General features: G+C 74.7%; 12 protein-coding genes. 5 read left to right on the top strand and 7 right to left on the bottom strand.

Annotation, left to right across the window (positions count from 1 at the left end; genetic code table 11):
• Positions 1-40: 40 nt before the first annotated feature.
• Both V4Y03_RS03720 and V4Y03_RS03715 read right to left on the bottom strand, forming a co-directional pair.
• The gene (locus V4Y03_RS03720; protein ID WP_332433982.1) at positions 41-1,552 is read right to left on the bottom strand and encodes a carboxylesterase/lipase family protein; all 1,512 of its coding nucleotides are present in this window, start codon (positions 1,550-1,552) and stop codon (positions 41-43) included.
• Positions 1,553-1,657: 105 nt separating this feature from the next.
• Positions 1,658-3,145 (bottom strand): long-chain-fatty-acid--CoA ligase, encoded by a 1,488-nt coding sequence (locus V4Y03_RS03715; RefSeq protein ID WP_332433981.1) that lies wholly within the window; start codon positions 3,143-3,145, stop codon positions 1,658-1,660.
• A gap of 198 nt (positions 3,146-3,343) precedes the next feature.
• Here V4Y03_RS03715 and V4Y03_RS03710 point away from each other — a divergent pair, with 198 nt between their 5' ends.
• The 4 genes from V4Y03_RS03710 to V4Y03_RS03695 all read left to right on the top strand — a co-directional run bounded on the left by V4Y03_RS03710 (position 3,344) and on the right by V4Y03_RS03695 (position 10,062).
• Positions 3,344-4,795 (top strand): PucR family transcriptional regulator, encoded by a 1,452-nt coding sequence (locus tag V4Y03_RS03710; RefSeq protein WP_332433980.1) that lies wholly within the window; start codon positions 3,344-3,346, stop codon positions 4,793-4,795.
• Between the two features lie 141 nt (positions 4,796-4,936).
• Positions 4,937-5,563: a YigZ family protein gene (locus V4Y03_RS03705; RefSeq protein ID WP_317878140.1), complete on the top strand. Its 627-nt coding sequence runs from the start codon at positions 4,937-4,939 to the stop codon at positions 5,561-5,563.
• A 243-nt stretch (positions 5,564-5,806) separates the two neighbouring features.
• A complete protein-coding gene (locus V4Y03_RS03700; protein ID WP_332433979.1) occupies positions 5,807-7,009 on the top strand; it encodes an exonuclease SbcCD subunit D in 1,203 nt (400 codons plus the stop codon).
• Positions 7,006-10,062: an SMC family ATPase gene (locus V4Y03_RS03695; RefSeq protein ID WP_332433978.1), complete on the top strand. Its 3,057-nt coding sequence runs from the start codon at positions 7,006-7,008 to the stop codon at positions 10,060-10,062. Before V4Y03_RS03700 ends, V4Y03_RS03695 begins: the two co-directional genes overlap by 4 nt.
• Positions 10,063-10,081: 19 nt before the next feature.
• Here V4Y03_RS03695 and V4Y03_RS03690 read toward each other — a convergent pair whose 3' ends face one another.
• The 3 genes from V4Y03_RS03690 to V4Y03_RS03680 form a co-directional block, all read right to left on the bottom strand.
• Positions 10,082-10,531 (bottom strand): Lrp/AsnC family transcriptional regulator, encoded by a 450-nt coding sequence (locus V4Y03_RS03690; protein WP_332433977.1) that lies wholly within the window; start codon positions 10,529-10,531, stop codon positions 10,082-10,084.
• 68 nt (positions 10,532-10,599) lie between these two features.
• Complete coding sequence (locus V4Y03_RS03685) at positions 10,600-12,303, bottom strand: DUF885 domain-containing protein (RefSeq protein WP_332433976.1); 1,704 nt, start codon at positions 12,301-12,303, stop codon at positions 10,600-10,602.
• Positions 12,304-12,352: 49 nt separating this feature from the next.
• Entirely contained in the window at positions 12,353-12,850 is a 498-nt protein-coding gene (locus tag V4Y03_RS03680; RefSeq protein ID WP_073816058.1) for an Lrp/AsnC family transcriptional regulator, read from the bottom strand.
• Positions 12,851-12,909: 59 nt separating this feature from the next.
• On the opposite strand from V4Y03_RS03680, the gene V4Y03_RS03675 reads away from it, so the two are divergent.
• Complete coding sequence (locus tag V4Y03_RS03675) at positions 12,910-14,169, top strand: trans-sulfuration enzyme family protein (RefSeq protein WP_332433975.1); 1,260 nt, start codon at positions 12,910-12,912, stop codon at positions 14,167-14,169.
• On the opposite strand, the gene V4Y03_RS03670 is transcribed toward V4Y03_RS03675, so the two are convergent.
• The gene (locus V4Y03_RS03670) at positions 14,102-15,562 is read right to left on the bottom strand and encodes a GNAT family N-acetyltransferase (RefSeq protein WP_317876165.1); all 1,461 of its coding nucleotides are present in this window, start codon (positions 15,560-15,562) and stop codon (positions 14,102-14,104) included. The two genes, V4Y03_RS03675 and V4Y03_RS03670, sit on opposite strands and share 68 nt — an antisense overlap.
• 88 nt (positions 15,563-15,650) lie before the next feature.
• Positions 15,651-18,332: a DUF7824 domain-containing protein gene (locus tag V4Y03_RS03665; RefSeq protein WP_332433974.1), complete on the bottom strand. Its 2,682-nt coding sequence runs from the start codon at positions 18,330-18,332 to the stop codon at positions 15,651-15,653.
• Positions 18,333-18,416: the final 84 nt, after the last annotated feature.

The following is an 18,416-nucleotide window of genomic DNA, read 5'->3' as shown; positions in this document are numbered from 1 at the left end:
GTCAACGAGCCGCCCCCCGCTCTGATTCCCGCCCCCGGCCTCAGACCTCCCAGGCGAGCCTCTCGGCCTCCCGCGGCCCCTCCACGAGGGACGGAAGACCCGGACCGAAGGTCATCACCGGCCGCGCCGCGTCCCACCCGCGCCAGCCCGGGTCGCCGGTCGAGGCGAACGCCACCCAGGCCGCGTGCATCGCCGACGCCAGCTCCCCGGGCGCGTCCGGGCCCGTCAGGGCGCGCGTCTCCGGCAGGCCGAGCGTGTCGAAGACGAAGCCGAGTTCGAGCGCGTGACAGGCGCCGAGGTCCAGGACGGGGGAGCGCCAGCCGAACTCGTACAGATACGTTCCGCCGGGAGCGCCGCTACGGAGCCGGGCGTCCGCGAGCCGGTTCAGCGGGATGCGCAGCAGCTTGTCCGTGGCCAGCGCGCCGAGCACCTCGCCCGGCTTCTCCAGCGGACGCCCCGCGCGGTACACCCGGGCCGTACCCGACGGCACCTTCGCCTTCCACAGCAGCAGCCGCTGGACCCAGGGGCCCACCCGGTCCGTGACCCCGCTCGGCACGAACCACAGCCGGTACTCCTCGGTGGTCGTGCCCATCAGCAGATCCACGTCCGCGGAGGCCCCGCCCGCGAGCGCCCGCGCCGGGTCGCGGGGGACGACCTCCCCGTCGACGGCGATCTGGAAGGACTTCCCGCCGGACAGCGGCGACCCCTTGCCGGTCACCTCCGTCTGCGCGGCCAGCAGCCGGTCCCGGTCCACGCGCGCGAAGGCCTCCGCCGTGGCCGGCACCTTGAGCCGCGCGGCCACCGCCTCGGTGGTCCGGCGGGCCTCGGCGAGCGGCAGGGCCATCGGCGCCCCGCTCTGCACGACCGCCCGCCGGAACAGGCCCTCGGCGAGTGGCGAGGCCAGCAGCGCGGCGATCGAGATCGCGCCCGCCGACTCGCCGAACACCGTCACCCGCTCCGGGTCCCCGCCGAAGGCCCCGATGTTGTCCCGGACCCAGCCGAGCGCGGCGATCTGGTCGCGGAGACCGAGATTGGCCGGGGCGTCGGGGAACACCCCGAAACCCTCCAAGCCGAGCCGGTAGTTGACCGAGACGAGCACCACCCCGTCCCGGGCGAAGGCGGTGCCGTCGTAGACGGGGACCGCGGAGGAACCGTGGACGAGGGAACCTCCGTGGATCCAGACCATGACAGCCCGGCGGGGGCTCGCGAGGTCACCCCGCTCCCTGCCGGCGCCCGGCTCCGCGCCCCCGGCCCGTGGCCACGGCGCCCAGACGTTCAGGTTGAGGCAGGCCTCGCCCGCGACCTCCGGATCCGGCAGGAGGGCGTCGAGCGGCGGGGCGTACGGGCGCTTCGGCGCCGTCGGGCCGAAGGCGGTGGCCTCCCGGATCCCGTCCCACGCTTCGGCCGGTTCCGGCGCCCGGAACCGCAGCGGGCCCACGGGCGCCTGCGCGTACGGCACACCGAGGAAGGCGGCCACTCCGTCCTTCAGGGAGCCCCGCAGGGCCCCGTCCCGTGTCCGGACCTCAGGACCGAGCCCACCGCTCTCCGACATCGCCGCAACCCCTTCTCCCCGACCGACCTGCCGGTCGCTCCTCACCGACCGGATTCTCCCGGCCGGTTCTCCCGGGCCACGCGCGCGCGTGGCCCGACTCCGTGACTATGCGTTCCCCACCAGCGCGCGCTTCAGGACCTTGCCCGTCGGGCCCAGCGGCAGTTCCTCGACGAAGCGCACGATCCGGGGGTACTTGTGGCGCCCGAGGCGCTCCCGCGACCAGTTCACGAGCTCCTCCTCGGACAGCGGGGCCGCGCCTTCCCTGCGTACCACCACCGCGCACACCTCCTCGCCCTTCGCCTCGTCGGGGACGCCGATCACCGCGACCTCCGAGACCGAAGGGTGGCGTACGAGCACCTCCTCGACCTCGCGCGGGTAGATGTTGAAGCCGCCCCGGATGACCAGGTCCTTCTTGCGGTCGACGATCCGCAGGAAGCCGTCTTCGTCGCGTACGCCCAGGTCACCCGTACGGAACCAGCCGTCCACGACCGCCGCCGCCGTCGCCTCCGGGTCGTTCAGGTACCCGGCGAAGACGTTGTGCCCGCGCACCACGACCTCCCCGACCTCCCCGTCCGCGAGCAGCACGGTCTTCCGGTCGACGGCCGCGTCCGCGATGCCCACCTCGACGCCCCACACCGGGTGCCCGACGGTGCCCGGACGCCGGCCCAGATGCGGCTGGTTGAAGGTGGCGACCGGCGAGGTCTCCGTCAGGCCGTACCCCTCGAGGACCTGGGTGCGGAAGGTCTCCTCGAAGCGTTCGAGGACGGCGACCGGCAGCGCCGCACCGCCCGAGACGGCGGCGCGCAGGGCCTCGGGACGCAGCTCGGAACCGGCCGCCGCCTCCACCAGCGCGTGGTACATCGTCGGCACACCCATGAAGACCGTCACGCCCTCGTCGGCCAGCACACGCAGCGCGGCCGGGCCGCTGAACCGGGGCATGAGCACCAGCGTCGCGCCCTGGCGGAGCGTCCCGTTCATGGCGCAGGTCTGGCCGTAGCTGTGGAAGAGCGGCAGACAGCCGAGGACCACGTCCCCGGCGCCGAGACCGAGGAGGTCCTGCGAGGTCACGGCCGCGTTCATGACGATGTTGAGATGGGTGAGCAGTGCCCCCTTCGGACGGCCCGTGGTGCCGCTCGTGTACAGGATCACCGCCGGGTCCGAGGGCTTCGCCGGCTCCGGCGCGGCCAGCGGCTCCGCCGCCGACGGCGCGCCCTGGAACGCGCGCACCCCGGTGGCCCGCGCCGCCTCGTCCGCCACCGCCCAGAGCGGGCCGCCACTCACGATCCCCACCGCGCCGCTGTGCTCAAGGACGTACCGCACCTCCTCCGCGACGAGCAGCGCGTGCACCGGCACCACGGTCGCGCCGGCGGCGAGCGCCCCGTAGTACACGCGGAGGAACTCCGTCGTGTTCGGCAGCAGCACCGCCAGCCGGTCGCCCGGCCGCACCCCGGCCTCGCGCAGCCCGGCCGCGCACCGCAGCGCCTCCGTCCACAGCTCCCCGTAGGTGAGCCGGGTCGCCCCCTCGACGACCGCGATCCGGTCCGGGAAGTGGCGGGCGGACTCGCCCAGCACGCCGGCGACGCTCAGTGACATGGCACGCTCCAGAAAGGCGGAGTCGACAACTCTGTTGACGACGGGGTGTCGAACGGCTGACACGGCACAGAATCCGTCGTGACACCGCCCGGAAGCCATGTGCAGCTGCCCACCATGTGACCCGCCGAGCTGGGCAGCGGCCCCACCGTCGCACCCGACCCGTGGCATTCGCCAAATCCCGGCGTTACGGTGCCAGCCATGACGCACAGCTCGGCCGCACCGGGAGAGCCCGCGGCGACCCGCCCGGACGACGGCCCCATGCAGCGAGCTACGGCGCGCTCCGGTGGTCCCCCCGCACCCACGACACGCGCGGGCGCGCGCTCCGGCGGAAGCCACACCCCCCTCGGCGGTCTCGGTGGCTCCGGCGCACTCCGGCGCTCCCTCGCCACCGCGATCCTCGCCGACATCGACCGGCTCACGGACCGCGCCGTCGCCGACATCCACGCCCACTCCGGTACGTACGCCTCCGGGGCCCCCGTCACCCGCGACGACCTGTGGGCGATCTGCCGCGACAACCTCCTGCGCGCCCTCGAGGACTTCGGCGGCCTCGAAGCGACCGGCGGCGACTTCGAGTGGGCGGCCCGAGAGACCGGCCGCCGCCGTGCCGAGCAGGGCGTACCCCTCGACACCGTCCTCCAGGCCTACCGGCGCGGCGGCCGGATCCTCTGGCAGGTCATGGCCGAGCACCTGCGTGTCCGCGCGGGGCGCGGGTCCGACAGCCGGGACATCGAGCTGGACATGGCCGGCGGCGTCTGGGAGACCATCGACCGCTACTCCGTCGCGATGGCCGACGCGTACCGGCTCGCCCAACTGGAACTCCAGAGCCGCCAGGACACCCGGCGCGTCGCCCTCTTCGAAGCGCTGCTCGACGGCCGCGCCGACGACCCGGCCGTCGCCTCGGCCGCCGCTGCCGCGCTCGGCGTCCCCGCGTCCGACCGGTACGTCGTCGTGGTCGCCGCCCAGGACCCGGCCGCACCGCCGCACCCCGCGCCCGTCCTGGAGGCACAGGGCATGTGGTCCTTCTGGCGCCCGCGCTCCGGTCGGTACGCCGGCATCGTGCGGCTGCCCCGCCGCGACGCGCCCGCCGGCCGTTCGTCGGCGGTCGGACCCGGCGGGGTTTCTGACCCGGCGGACCCGGCCACGCGCGCGTTGCTCGCCGCGCTGCGCGAGCGGACCGGGGCCACCGCCGGGGTCTCCCCGGAGTTCGAGCGCCTCTCCCAAGCCGGGCGCGCCCTGCGGCTCGCCGAACAGACCCTCCGTACCCTCCCGGCCGGCGGCGGCGAGGTCGCCGTCTTCGACGACCGGCTCGCCCAGGTGCTGCTGAGCGGCCGCACCGACATCGCCGAACGGATCGTCACCGTCCACCTCGGTCCGGTGCTCTCGACCGGCGGCGAGCGGGCGGCACTCCTCACCACGCTCCGGGCCTGGCTCGACCACGGCTGTTCGGCCTCCCGCGCCGCCGAGCAGCTGTACTGCCACCGCAACACCGTGCTCAACCGCATCGGCCGCGTCGCCGAGCTCACCGGCCGCTCCAGCGAGTCCGGCGAGGCCCGCCTCGGCTGGGCGCTGGCGCTGCGCGCCCTGCCGTACGCAGGGCTCGGGACCCCACCCGAACCGGCGGCCGGAGAGAACGAGGCCGACGGAACGTAGACGTGTCGCGCCCGCCCGGGGATCACCGGGGCCGGTGAAAGCGGGTCCGTCGCGTCCGCCGGGGCTCTCCGGGTCCGGCCCGAGGCGGGCCTGCCGAGACCGCCGGAGATCACCCGCTCCCGCGGAACGTAGGCTGGTCGGATGCAGGAGCAGTACCGGACACCGGCCCGTGAGGGCGTGCACGAGACCGAGATCAACCGCTCGCGCTTCCTCTGCGCGCTCGCGCCCGTCGCCGACGAGCGGGAGGCGCAGGAGTTCGTCGCGCGCGTCCGCAAGGAGCACCCGACCGCCACCCACAACTGCTTCGCGTACGTCCTCGGCGCCGACGCCTCCGTCCAGAAGGCGAGCGACGACGGGGAGCCCGGCGGCACGGCGGGCGTCCCCATGCTCCAGATGCTCCTGCGCCGCGAGATGCGGTACGTCGTGGCCGTCGTCACCCGGTACTACGGCGGTGTGAAACTCGGCGCGGGCGGCCTCATCCGCGCCTACGGCGGTGTCGTCGGCGAGGCCATCGACGCGCTCGGCACGGTGACCCGGCAGCGCTTCCGGCTCGCCACCGTCACCGTCGACCACCAGCGCGCGGGCAAGTTGGAGAACGACCTCCGGGCGACGGGGCGGGCCGTCCGTGACGTGCGGTACGCCGAGGAGGTCACGATCGAGATCGGCCTCCCGGACGCCGACGTCCCCGCCTTCCGGGCCTGGCTCGCGGACGCCACCGCGGGAGCGGCGTCGCTCGAACTCGGCGGCGAGGCGTACGGGGACGCGTGACGGTCACGGACCGCTGACCATCGGACGCCGGACGCCGGACGCCGGACGCCGGACGCCGGACGCCCACAGCCCCCGGCGACCCGACGGCGTGACCCTCGACACCGTCCGGCGCCGCCCGCCCCGTGCCCCCGGCCCTCCCTCCCCGTGCGGCCCCGACCACACTCCCCGGCGGGATAGCGTGGAGGGCGCACACGACGGGTACCGGCGGCGAGGAGCGACGCACATGCGGGGTGGGACGGCATCGTGAGGCTCCTGCACACCTCGGACTGGCACCTCGGCCGGTCCTTCCACCGGGTCGGCCTCCTCGACGCCCAGGCCGCCTTCCTCGACCACCTCGTGGCCACCGTCCACGAGCACGAGGTCGACGCCGTGCTCGTCGCCGGCGACGTCTACGACCGGGCCGTGCCCCCGCTGCCCGCCGTCGGACTCTTCGACACCGCGCTCCACCGCCTCGCCGAGGCCGGTGTGCCCACCGTCATGATCTCCGGCAACCACGACTCCGCCCGCCGCCTCGGCGTCGGCGCCGGACTCATCGGACGGGCCGGGATCCACCTCCGTACCGACCCGGCCGGCATCGGCACCCCCGTCGTCCTCACCGACGCGCACGGCGACGTCGCCGTCTACGGCCTGCCCTACCTCGAACCGGCCCTCGTGCGCGAGCAGCTCGGCGCAGCGAAGGCCGGTCACGAGGCCGTGCTCGCCGCCGCCATGGACCGGGTCCGCGCCGACCTCGCCGCCCGGCCCCCGGGCACCCGCTCCGTCGTCCTCGCCCATGCCTTCGTGGCCGGCGGCGCGGCCAGCGACAGCGAGCGGGACATCACCGTCGGCGGGGTCGCCGCCGTCCCCACCGGTGTCTTCGACGGCGTCGACTACGTCGCGCTCGGCCATCTGCACGGCAGCCAGACGCTCACCCCGCGCGTGCGCTACTCCGGCTCCCCGCTCGCGTACTCCTTCTCCGAGACCGACCACCGCAAGACCATGTGGCTCATCGACCTCGGCCCGAACGACGGCCCCGATGCCCCCGACGGTGCCGTCACACGCGCGCTCATCGGTGCCGAACGCCTCGACTGCCCCGTCCCGCGCCCCCTCGCCCGGATCAGGGGCCACCTCGACGACCTCCTCGCCGACCCGGCGCTCGCCCCCCACGAGGACTCCTGGGTGGAGGCCACCCTCACCGACCCCGTACGCCCCGCCGAGCCGATGGCCCGGCTCGCCGAGCGCTTCCCGCACACCCTGCACCTGGTCTTCGATCCGGAACGCACCGAAGACACCCCCGGCGCCTCCTACGCCTCCCGGCTCCGGGACCGCACCGACCAGCAGATCGCGGAGGACTTCGTCGCCCATGTGCGCGGCGGTGCGAGCCTCGACGGCGCCGAACGGGCGGTGCTGTACGGCGCCTTCGACGACGTACGGGTCGACACGGCCGAGCGCGAGGGGGACCGGTGAGGCTGCACCGCCTGGAGATCACCGCGTTCGGCCCCTTCGGCGGCACGCAGACCGTGGACTTCGACGCACTGTCCTCCGCCGGGCTGTTCCTGCTCCACGGGCCGACCGGCGCCGGCAAGACCTCCGTCCTGGACGCCGTCTGCTTCGCCCTGTACGGAAGCGTGCCCGGCGTCCGCCAGACCCCCGGCGCGTCCCTGCGCAGCGACCACGCGCCCGTCGGCACGACCACCGAGGTCGTCCTCGAACTGACCGTGGGGGACCGGCGCCTGGAGATCACCCGGCGCCCGGCCCAGCAGCGCCCCAAGAAGCGCGGCGGCGGCTTCACCACGGAGAAGGCCCAGACCTGGCTGCGCGCGTACGACCCCGCCACGCGCGCGTGGACCGGCCTCAGCCGCTCCCACCAGGAGGTGGGCGAGGAGATCACCCAGCTCGTCGGCATGAGCCGCGACCAGTTCTGTCAGGTCGTCCTCCTCCCGCAGGGCGACTTCGCACGCTTTCTGCGCGCCGACGCCGAGGCCCGGGGCCGCCTCCTCGGCCGCCTCTTCGACACCCGGCGCTTCGCCGCCGTCGAGGAGCGCCTCGCCGAACTGAGGCGCTCCACCCAGCAGCAGGTCGAGGACGGGGACGAGCGGCTGCTCGCCCTCGCCCACCGCATGGGCCAGGCGGCCGGCGGCCTCGGCATCGCCCGTACGTCCGTGGAGGGGCGACCCGGTGACCCCGGGCTCGCCGACGCGGTCCTCAGCTGGGCCGCCGTCGCCCGTACGGAGGCCCGCGAGGCCCTGGACATCGCGCGCGTGCGGCTCGACGCGGCCGAGGCCTGCCAGGGCGCGGCGCGCGCCGCGCTCGACGCCGAGAACGACCTCGCCGCCCGCCAGGCACGGCACGCCGACGCCGTCTGCCGTCAGGAACGGCTCACCGCCCACGCCCCGGAGCGCGACCACCTCCAAACCGCCCTCGACCGCAGCCTCAGGGCGGACCGGGTGGCCCCCGCGCTGGGAATGCGCCAGGAGGCCGACCACGCGCACGCCGCCGCGCACTCCGCCCGGGACCGCGCCCGCGCCCTGCTGCACCCCGAACTGGCCGAGGCCGGGGCCGAGCAGCTGACCGCCCTCGAACACCGGCTGCGCGAGGAGCTCGGCGGGCTCGAATCGGCGCGCCGCGCCGAGCGCCGCGCCGCCGTGATCGCCGAGGAGCGCGCCCACCTCACGCGCGAGGCGCGCGCCGACGACGCCGCCCTCCAGGACGCGGCCCACTGGCTCGCGGGCTGGGAGCAGCGCCGCACCGCGCTCGGCGAGCGGGTCGAGGCCGCGCGGGACGCCGCCGCCCGCGCCGAGCACCTCGCGGGCCGCCTGGAGCCCGCCCGGCGCAGGCTCGCCGCCGCCCGCCGCCGGGACACCCTCGCGAGGGACACGCGGTCCGCCGAGGCGCGCCTCGCGGAGGCCCGCGAGCAGCGGAACGCCGCCCACGAGAACTGGCTGGACGTCAAGTCCCGCCGTCTGGAGGGCATCGCCGCCGAACTGGCGGTCACCCTCGCCCCGGGCGACCCCTGTCAGGTCTGCGGCTCCACCGCCCACCCGGCTCCCGCCCGCACCACCGCCGACCACGTCGACCGCGCCGCCGAGGAGACTGCCTACGCGGTCTACGCCCGCGCCGACGAGACCCGTACGGCCGCCGAGAGTGAACTCGCCGTCTTCCGCGAGTCCTGGGCCACGGCGCGCGCCGAGGTACTGGCGGGCGGCCCGGCCGAGGAGGGTGGCACGGGCTCGACCGCCGAACCCGGTGTCGACGAACTCGCCCGAGAGGTCGAGGAACTGAGCAGCCGTCATGCCGAGGCGCACGCGCTCGCCGCGCAGACCCACAGCGCGCGGGAGGCGCTCGCACGCGCCGAGCGGGAGTACGAGGGACGGGTCGCCGCGCAGCGGGAGGCCGAACGCCGGGTCGCCGCCCGTACCTCACGGCGCGAGGCCCTCGACGGTGAGACGGCCGCCCTTGAGGAGGAAATCGCCCGGGGACGCGGGGCGTTCGCCAGCGCCGCCGAGCACGCCACCCGGCTGGAACGGCGGATCGCCCTCCTGATCGACGCCACCGGAGCCGTACGCGACGCCGAACTCGCCGCCCAGCGCCTCAAGGAGGCCGACGACCGGCTCGCCGACGCCGCCTACCGCGCGGGGTTCGCCACCCCGGCCGAGGCCGCCGCCGCCCTCCTGGGCGAGGGCGAGCGCCGCGACCACCAGCGGCGCGTGGACGCCTGGCAGGCCGAGGCGGCGGCGGTCGCCGACCGGCTCGCCGAGCCCGGCACCGCGGCCGCCGCCGCCCTGCCGCCCGCCGACCCCGGGGCCGCCGCTGCCGCCCACACCGCGGCCGAACGCGCGCTCCGCGAGGCCGACTCCGTGCTGTCCGGCGCGCGCGAACGCGTCACCGGCCTCGGCGGTCTCTCCCGGCAGGCGGTGACCGAGGTCCGCCGCCTCGGGCCGCTGCGCGAGGAGTACGACCGGGTCGCCCGGCTCGCCGCCCTCACCGCGGGCACCTCCGCCGAGAACGAGCGCCGGATGCGCCTGGAGTCGTATGTCCTGGCGGCCCGTCTCGAACAGGTCGCCGCCGCCGCGACCGCCCGCCTCCAGCGGATGTCCGCGGGCCGTTACACCCTGGTCCACTCCGACGCGCGCGCGGGCGGCAAGCGGGCCGGTCTCGGTCTGCACGTCGTCGACGCCTGGACCGGCAACGAACGCGACACCGCGACCCTCTCCGGCGGCGAGACCTTCTTCGCCTCGCTCGCCCTCGCCCTCGGCCTCGCCGACGTGGTCACCGAGGAGGCCGGCGGCATTCGGCTCGACACCCTCTTCATCGACGAGGGCTTCGGAAGCCTCGACGAGCAGACCCTCGACGAGGTCCTCGACGTCCTGGACTCGCTGCGCGAGCGCGACCGCAGCGTCGGCATCGTCAGCCACGTCGGGGACCTGCGCCGCCGCATCCCGGCCCAGCTGGAGGTCGTCAAGGGACGGCAGGGCTCGGCGGTACGGCCGCGGACCGGCGGCGCGGACCTCGGGGGCTGAGGGCCCGCCGGGGGAATGCTCAGCGGCTCAGCGACCGCCGGGGCAGCGGCGACGAGTAGACCACGCTGGTCGTCACCGCGCCCAGCGTGGCGATCTTCCCCGTGATCTCCTCCAGGTGCCTCATCGAGCGCGCCGCGACCTTCAGCACGAAGCAGTCGTCGCCGGTGACGTGGTGTGCCTCCAGGACCTCGGGCGTGGTGTCGATCAGGTCGTGGAACGGCTTGTAGTTGCCGTGTGGATAGCGGAGCCGTACGAAGGAGAGGATCGGCAGCCCCAGCCGGTCCTGGTCGACGATCGCCGTGTATCCGGCGATCACCCCGGCGTCTTCGAGGCGCCGCACCCGCTCGGTCACGGCGGACGGTGACATCGACACCGTGCGGGCCAGGTCGGCGAAGCTGGCGCGGCCCTCGGACTGGAGGGCTTCGAGGATGCGCCAGTCGGTGGCGTCGGGGGTGTACTCGCTGGTCATACGGCAGGAATAGCAGGGGAATCCCCGGCCGATCAAGTGATCGGCCGGGAATCCCACCGAGTGCGTCCTCAGAGCCGGGAAAGCTCCTCGACCAGGTCGTCGAGGCCCAGCGGGCCCAGCGAGAGCGCCGCCATGTGCCAGGCCTTCGCGTCGAAGGCCTCCCCGTGCGCGGCTCGCGCGTTGGCCCGGCCGAGCAGCCAGGCGCGCTCGCCCAGCTTGTAGCCGATGGCCTGCCCCGGCACCGACAGATACCGGGTCATCTCGCTCTCCACGAACGACGGCGGACGGCTGCTGTGCCGCTGGAAGAACTCCTGCGCCAGCTCCGGGGTCCACCGCTCGCCCGGGTGGAACGGCGAGTCCGCCGGGATCTCCAGGCCCAGATGCATACCGATGTCCACGATCACCCGGCAGGCGCGCATCATCTGGCCGTCGAGGTAGCCGAGGCGCCGCTCGGCGTCCGGCAGGAAGCCGAGTTCGTCCATCAGGCGCTCCGCGTAGAGCGCCCAGCCCTCCATGTTGGCGCTGACCTTGCCGATCGTCGCCTGGTAGCGGGAGAGCCGGTCGGCGACGTGTACCCACTGCGCGATCTGGAGGTGGTGGCCCGGAACGCCCTCGTGGTACCAGGTCGACACCAGGTCGTACTCGGGGAAGCGCGTGGTGCCGTCCACCGGCAGCCAGGTGCGGCCGGGGCGCGAGAAGTCCTCGGACGGACCGGTGTAGTACGGGGCCGCGGCGCCTCCGGGCGGGGCGATCCGCGACTCCACCCGCCGTACCCGCTCGGCCAGTTCGAAGTGGGTGCCGTCGAGCGCCTCGACGGCCTCGTCCATCAGCTCCTGGAGCCAGACCCGCACCTCCTCCACGCCCTCGATGTGCGCGCCGTGCTCGTCGAGGTGGGCCAGCGCCTCCCAGGGGCCGGCGCCGGGCAGGATGCGCTCAGCCTCGGTCCGCATCTCGCCGAGCAGCCGGTGGTACTCGGTCCAGCCGTACGCGTACGCCTGGTCGAGGTCCAGTTCCGTGCCGTTGAAGTAGCGGGTCCACCGCTGGTACCGCTCGCGGCCCACCGTGTCCGGGGCGTCGGCGACGGCGGGGGCGTACACGTCCCGCATCCAGTCCCGCAGCGCCGTGACCGCCTCGGTCGCCCCCCGGCCGGCCTTCACCAGCCCGGCGCGCAGGTCCTCCGGCAGATCCGCGGGGCCCGTGGCCGCGAACTCCTCGAACCAGCCCGGCCTTCCGTCCCCGGCACCCGCCCACTCGGTGAGCTGGTCGACGAAGGTGGCGGTCGGACGCGGCCCGCCGAACAGCTTGCGCCCGAGCCCCAGCGCGAGCGAGGCACGGTAGCCCTCGAGGGCGGCCGGGACGGCCCGGAGCCGGGACGCCACCGCCGTCCAGTCCTCCTCGGTCTCCGTCGGCATGACGGTGAAGACGATGCGGACGCTGTGCGCGGGCGAGCGCATATTGCTGACCGCGCAGAGGGCCTCCTCGGCCTCGTGCACGGCGAGTTCGGCCGTCAGACGCTCCCGCAGCAGCCGGGCGCAGCGGCGTTCCGCCGCGTCGTCCGCGCCCGGGGCGCGTTCCGCCTCGTCGAGCCGGGCGAGCGTACGGCGGGCGAGGTCGGCCACCGCCCGCTGGCCGGCCGGCGAGAAGTCGGGCAGCAGTCCGGCACTCTCTTTGACCCCCAGGTACGTACCGGTGATCGGGTCGAGGGCGATGAGTGCGTCGACGTGGTCGTCGGCGACCTGGCGGGGCAGCGGGCTGCTGGAAGTCTCTGGCATGGGGGCCATCCTGGCGCCTCCGGCGGGCCCGCGTCACCCTCGTCCGGCCTCAGTCGGCTGACAAGGAAGGGCCCGCCGAGGGTGGCAGAAGCGGCCCGCACTCCCACTGCTGGAAGATCAGCCGGGTCTCCACACGGGCCACCTCGCGGCGCGAAGTGAACTCGTCGAGCACGAGTCGTTGCAGGTCGGAGGGGTCTGCCACGGCCACGTGCACCAAGTAGTCGTCGGGCCCCGTCAGATGGAAGAGGGCCCGGGACTCCGGGAGGGCGCGGATCCGGTCGACGAACGGGCCGATCAGTTCCCGCCGGTGCGGGCGGACCTGGACGAGGAGCAGCGCTTCCAGTCCACGGCCGAGTTTGGCCGGATCCAGTCGTAGCTGGTGTCCGAGGATCACACCCGTGCGCCGCAGCCGTGCGACCCGGTCCAGGCAGGTCGAGGGGGCCACCCCGACCTCGGCGGCGAGTTCCCGGTAGGTGGTCCGGGCGTCGTTCTGCAGGAGGCGAAGAATGTGCAGATCGACCGCGTCCAGTACGACAGAATCAGCCATTCGGCGAACGTAACACGGGCCTTCCCCCCTACGTCCCGGTATCCGTTCACAGTGCCGCCATGGACGCCATGGACTACGGCCCCTCGGCCACCCCGAGGGCCCTCGCCACCGAAGCCGTGCACGCCGGCCGCGAAGACCTCGCCTCGCTCGGGCTGCACGCCCCGCCGCTCGACCTGTCCACCACCTACCCCTCGTACGACGCCCGGGCCGAGGCCGCCCGGATCGACGAGTTCGCCACCACCGGCGCGCGACTCGACGGGCCGCCCGTCTACGCCCGCCTCGACAACCCCACCGTCGCCCGCTTCGAGGAAGCCCTCGCCCGCCTCGAAGGCACCGAGGCCGCCGTCGCCTTCGCGAGCGGCATGGCCGCCCTCACCGCCGTCCTGCTCGCACGGGCGAGCCAGGGCCTGCGCCATGTCGTCGCGGTACGCCCCCTGTACGGGTGCAGCGACCACCTGCTCGACGCCGGGCTGCTCGGCACCGAGGTGACCTGGACCGACCCGGCGGGCATCGCGGACGCGATCCGGCCCGACACCGGCCTGGTGATGGTCGAGTCGCCCGCCAACCCGACCCTCGCCGAGGCGGACATCCGCGCCCTGGCGCACTCCTGCGGCTCCGTGCCGCTCCTGGTCGACAACACCTTCGCCACCCCGGTGCTCCAGCGGCCGGTCGAGCAGGGTGCCCGGATCGTGCTGCACAGCGCGACCAAGTACCTCGGCGGGCACGGGGACGTCATGGGCGGGATCGTCGCCTGCGACGAGGAGTTCGCCCGCACCCTCCGGCAGGTCCGCTTCGCCACCGGCGGGGTGCTGCACCCGCTCGCCGGCTATCTGCTGCTGCGCGGTCTCTCGACCCTGCCGGTACGGGTCAGGGCGGCGTCGGCCACGGCGGCGGAGCTCGTACGGCGGCTCGCCACCGATCCACGGATCGCGCGGGTCCACTACCCGCGGATCGGCGGCGCGATGATCGCCTTCGAGGTGTACGGCGATCCGCACGACGTCATCGCCGGAGTCCGGCTGATCACCCCGGCGGTCAGCCTCGGCAGCGTCGACACCCTCATCCAGCACCCGGCCTCCATCAGCCACCGGATCGTGGCCGAGGGGGACCGGCGCTCGGCGGGCGTCAGCGACCGGCTGCTGCGGATGTCGGTCGGCCTGGAGGACGTCGAGGACCTGTGGCGGGACCTCACGCAGGCGCTCAGCCCTTCGCCTTCCGAGCAGCCGCTCGCCGTGGCCGCCGCTTCCGCCGCCGTTACCGGTTCCGCTGTTCCTGCCGGGGCCGGCCGGTCGGCCGAGGTGCCGGAGTCAGCCGGGCGGTGATCACCAGCGTGCCTTCCTCGATCTGGTAGTCGAGGGGCAGGCTGAGGGCGCGCATCGCGGCCACCATCCCGGTGTTGGACGACTGGGTGACGGCGTACACGCTCGCGCAGCCGGCCTCCTCGGCCATGGCCACGAGCCGGCCGAGGAGTTCGGCGCCGATGCCGCGCCGCTGCCAGTCGTCCTCCACCATCAGCGCGACCTCCGTCTCGTCGCCGTCCCACAGCAGGTGACCGAGGGCGACCAGACGGCCGGAGGTCGTCTGGACGGCGAGGGTGCGGCCGAAGCGGGGGCTGAGCAGATGGTCGAGGTACCGGTCCGCGTCGCCGACCGGGCCGTGGTAGCGCAGCCCGAGGGTGCGGGCCGAGCAGCGGTCGTGCATCGCGCGCGCGGCGCGCAGATCGCGCTGGTCGGCGCGGCGGACGGTGATCTCGTTGCCCTCGGGCAGGGTCAGCACGTCCTGGCTGCGCGGGACGCGCGGGCCGAGCCGCGCGTCGAGCTCCACGAGGGCGCGGGCGCGGGCGAACTCGGTCGGGGTGAAGGGAAGGTAGGGCCGCTCCACGATGAGCGTGCCGCCGTCGGGGTCGCGCAGCCGCATCACCGTCTCCTCCAGGACCCCTTCGACCGGGGCGGGCTCGCCGGTGGGGCGGCCCGTGAGCGAGAGGGCCGGCACCGAGTGGAGCGTGCAGCGGCCGAGGAGCTGGCGCAGCGCGAGCGGCAGTTCGGCTGCGTCGAGGGCGGTACGGGTGGCCAGGCCGAGGACCCGGGTGGGCGTGTCCACCAGGTCGTGGGCGTCGGCCCGTTCGGTCCAGGTGTTCCGCCCGCCGGCCGCCGCCGTCTCGCGGGCCAGGTCCTGGGCGGAGAGGTCGGCGGGGGCGCGCAGCAGGAACTCGTCGACCGTGCCGTCGGCGAGCGGATGCGTCTGGAGGGTGAGGATGTCCACGCGCAGTCCGGCGAGGGTCGTGCACAGCGCGGCGAGGCTGCCCGGGGTGTCCGCGACGGTGGTCCGCATCCGCCACAGCGTGGTCTCTACGGGTCCCTCGGTCTCCGCTCCTTCCCCCTCCGCCGACCCCTCCGCGGCGGGAGCGGACCCGGCGGAAGGGGACATGGCGGACGGGGAGACGGCGGAGGTGGGGGAGTGCCCGCCGGTGTGAGCGGCGGGCGGGGCATGGTCGGCATGACCGCGCCTCCGTGCCCACCAGGTGTGGAAGGCGGCGGTGGCGGCCAGCGCGATCGCCGAGAAGACCAGGAGGTAGGGGCCGTCGGGACCCTTGGCGATGGTCTTGGCGATCGTGTCGGCCACCACCACGGCGGTGAACAGGGCGGCGAGCTCGATCAGGTCGTGCCGCCAGTGGTGGGGGCGTCGGGTGCTCTTCGAAGACGTCACATCGGTCATGACCTCACTGTGACCCAGTGGTGTTGCGTGATCACGAACGCTTTGTGACTGACGGGTTAAGCGCCCATCTAGTGGCTTAAAGAGCGATTCAGACCGTTTCTGTCAGAGGGTGATCGGACCCCTGACGGAGTGCGCTCAGCAGTCGTCTGGCCTGCACCACCAGCTGCGTCGAAGCCCTTCCCGAGGCGAGCGCGTCGAGCCCGGCGACCTCGCCGCCCGCCCCGCACCGCTCCACGCAGTCGGCCGCGACCGCGAGGACCTCGCCGAGCCCCCGTACCGGCTTCGGCGCCGAGAGCAGCTCCGGAAGCATCGCCGCGAGTATCGCCCAGACCGTCCCGTAGGCCCCGGTCGCTGCCGCCGTCCGGGCCGCGTCCGCCAGCCGGTTCGGCTTGACCGACGCCTCCCCGACCAACCGGGCCAGTTCCGTGCCGAGCTGCCGGGCGTCGAGATCGCCCCGCGCCGCCAGCACGAGCACCGCGTCCACGGCGCGCAGCCGGTCGTCCGCGCCCCCGAAACCGAGGCCGAACGCCAGGAGCACATGGGCCGCTTGGCCCACCGGACCGTCGGCCTCGGCCAGCGCCGTCAGGGGTTCGGTCGCGCCCCGCGGGTCCCCGTCGACGCCGTGCGCGAGGGTCGGCAGGAGACAGGCCGCGAGCACCTCACGGTCGGCCGGCAGCACCGGGGGCCACTGGGCGCGGCCCTCCACCCAGTGGCGGCAGGGGCGGGGCGTCGCCTCCAGGGCGCCGCCCAGCCACTGGAAGGCGGGCGGGAACTCCGCCCGCACCACGGGGCTCTCGCGGAGTTCCACCACGATCCGGTCCATCAGCCAGAACCTGTGCAGGGTCTTGTCCTCGTCCCGGCTCACGAACCGTACGGTCGCCCCGACGGTCTCCCGGCACAGCCAGGCGGAGAGCCGCCGGCCGGCCGGTGTTTCGAGCGCCGCCGCCTCCTCGGCGGCCCGGACCGCCGTCGGGTGGGCCCGCAGCACCCGGACCAGGGCCTGTGCGAGATCGGCCGGAGCGGGCTCGACGCCCGCGTCCCGGTACTCCCGCAGCCGCTCCACCAGCACCAGCGGGTCGATCGCCCCGGTGTGCCCGGTCGGCGTGGCCAGCAGGAACGGCAGCGCGTCCGTGCCGACGAGGTCGGCGGCCTCCCACAGCCGGGCGTCGAGGACCCCCGAAAGGGCCTGGTGGAGACAGGGGTCCGCGCCGTGTCCCGCGGTCCGGCGGAATTCGACCAGAGCCGGGTTCAGCAGACCGAGCAGTCCGGCGAGGACGACATGGATCCCATGGGTCCCGTGCGTGAAGTAGTGGGTCTGCTGCTCCCACTGAGGCTGCGGGAATGCCTCCCGTACCGCCTCCGCCACGGCTTCCCGGTCCCGGTGCGCGAGCCGCACCAGCCCGTCGAGTGCCCGCTCGAACGCCACGGGATCATCCGAGAGCCTCTTCACCACCAGCTCGGCCGTCAGCTCCTCGACCGTCGTCGCCGGGGGCGCGAGCGGCTGCGGCTCGGGCAGGGGCGGCAGGATCTCCTCGTACGGACCCAGGTCCGGCGCCCCCAGGGCGTCCCCGAACAGCTGGGCGGCCTCCGCCCGGTGCGTGGGGCTCAGCTCACCGGCCCGCTCGGCCAGTTCACGCCGTACGGAGGGGTCGGCGGCCGGCAGATGGCGGCCCACCAGCTTCAGCGCCCGCCCCTGGAGATCGGTGTCCTCCTGCCCGAAGGCCTCCGCCACGGCGGGCAGCAGCGCGTCCGCCGCACCGGGCTCCCGGGCCAGCACCTTGCCCACCAGGGCCAACTGGGCCCGCACCAGCTTCTTCTCGGTACGGAAGAGCACCGCACTCGTCATCTCGGCCAGGGCGGAGGCGGGCAGCGCCCCGTCGGCCGCAAGCCCCGCCAGGGCCTCCTGCGCGTACCCGGCGACCGTCGACGGCGCGTCCGCCGCCATCCCCACGAGGTCCGGGACCCGCTCCAGGAACTCCGCCGGGGTCGGCGCGACCAGCCGCAGCACCTCCATGGGGAACCTCAGGTCACGGGGCCGGCCGCCCCGCAGCAGCCGGGAGACGGCGGCGTCCAGGACCGCGGCGCGGTCGAGCACTCCCTCACCGGCCAGGGCCACCACCGCCGTGGGCCAGTGCTCAGGGGAGTCGTCCGGGACCGCCCAGGTCAGCTGCTCGGGAGTCTCCAGCATCGAGAGGGCATGGACCAGGAGGACCGGCGACTGCGGGTCCCGCCTCAGCCGCTCCAGGAGCGTGGGCCCCTCGGGCCTCTCCCCGTGACGGCGAGCGGTACCGATCTCCCACGTCCAGGCGAGGACGTAGCCGTCGGTCGCGGGCGTCGGGCAGCCCGACCGCTCGACCAGGCCCCGGATCATTCCGTAGCTCTGCTCCGCCACGGCGGGGCGGGCGGCGAGCCGGCCCGCCACCTCCGCCAGCCACTCCGGAGTCCGGTCACCGACCGCCCGGAGCGCCATCGCGCTGCCCTCCGAGTGCCACGGCATCAGATCGCGGGCGCCGAGCCAGGACGCCGCCGCTGCGGCCCCCGTGTGACAGCCCGCCCCCGCCACGTACAGCGCGTGCCGGACCCGGACCGCGTCGTTGGGGCGGATCCCTTCCAGGGAACGCACACCGGTACGCAGCTCCTTCAGCCGCGCGAGGGCCACCTTGCGCTCGGCCGCGCTCAGCGGCTTCAGCAGCTCGGGCACCTCGAAGGCCTTTCCTTCACGCACGGCCTCGATCAGCTTCTCGATCCCCATGACGTCCTCCGCCCCCATGACTCTCCCTGCCCCCATGACCTCGTCCGTCCCCGGCACGTCTGCCGTGCCTGTCGTGCTTCCTGTGCCTCGCGCCCCGCGCTC

Source organism: Streptomyces sp. P9-A4 (genome assembly GCF_036634195.1).
Taxonomy (GTDB): domain Bacteria; phylum Actinomycetota; class Actinomycetes; order Streptomycetales; family Streptomycetaceae; genus Streptomyces.
The sequence above is the reverse complement of the archived record's forward strand: the minus strand, read 5'-3'. Positions and strand labels throughout refer to the sequence as shown.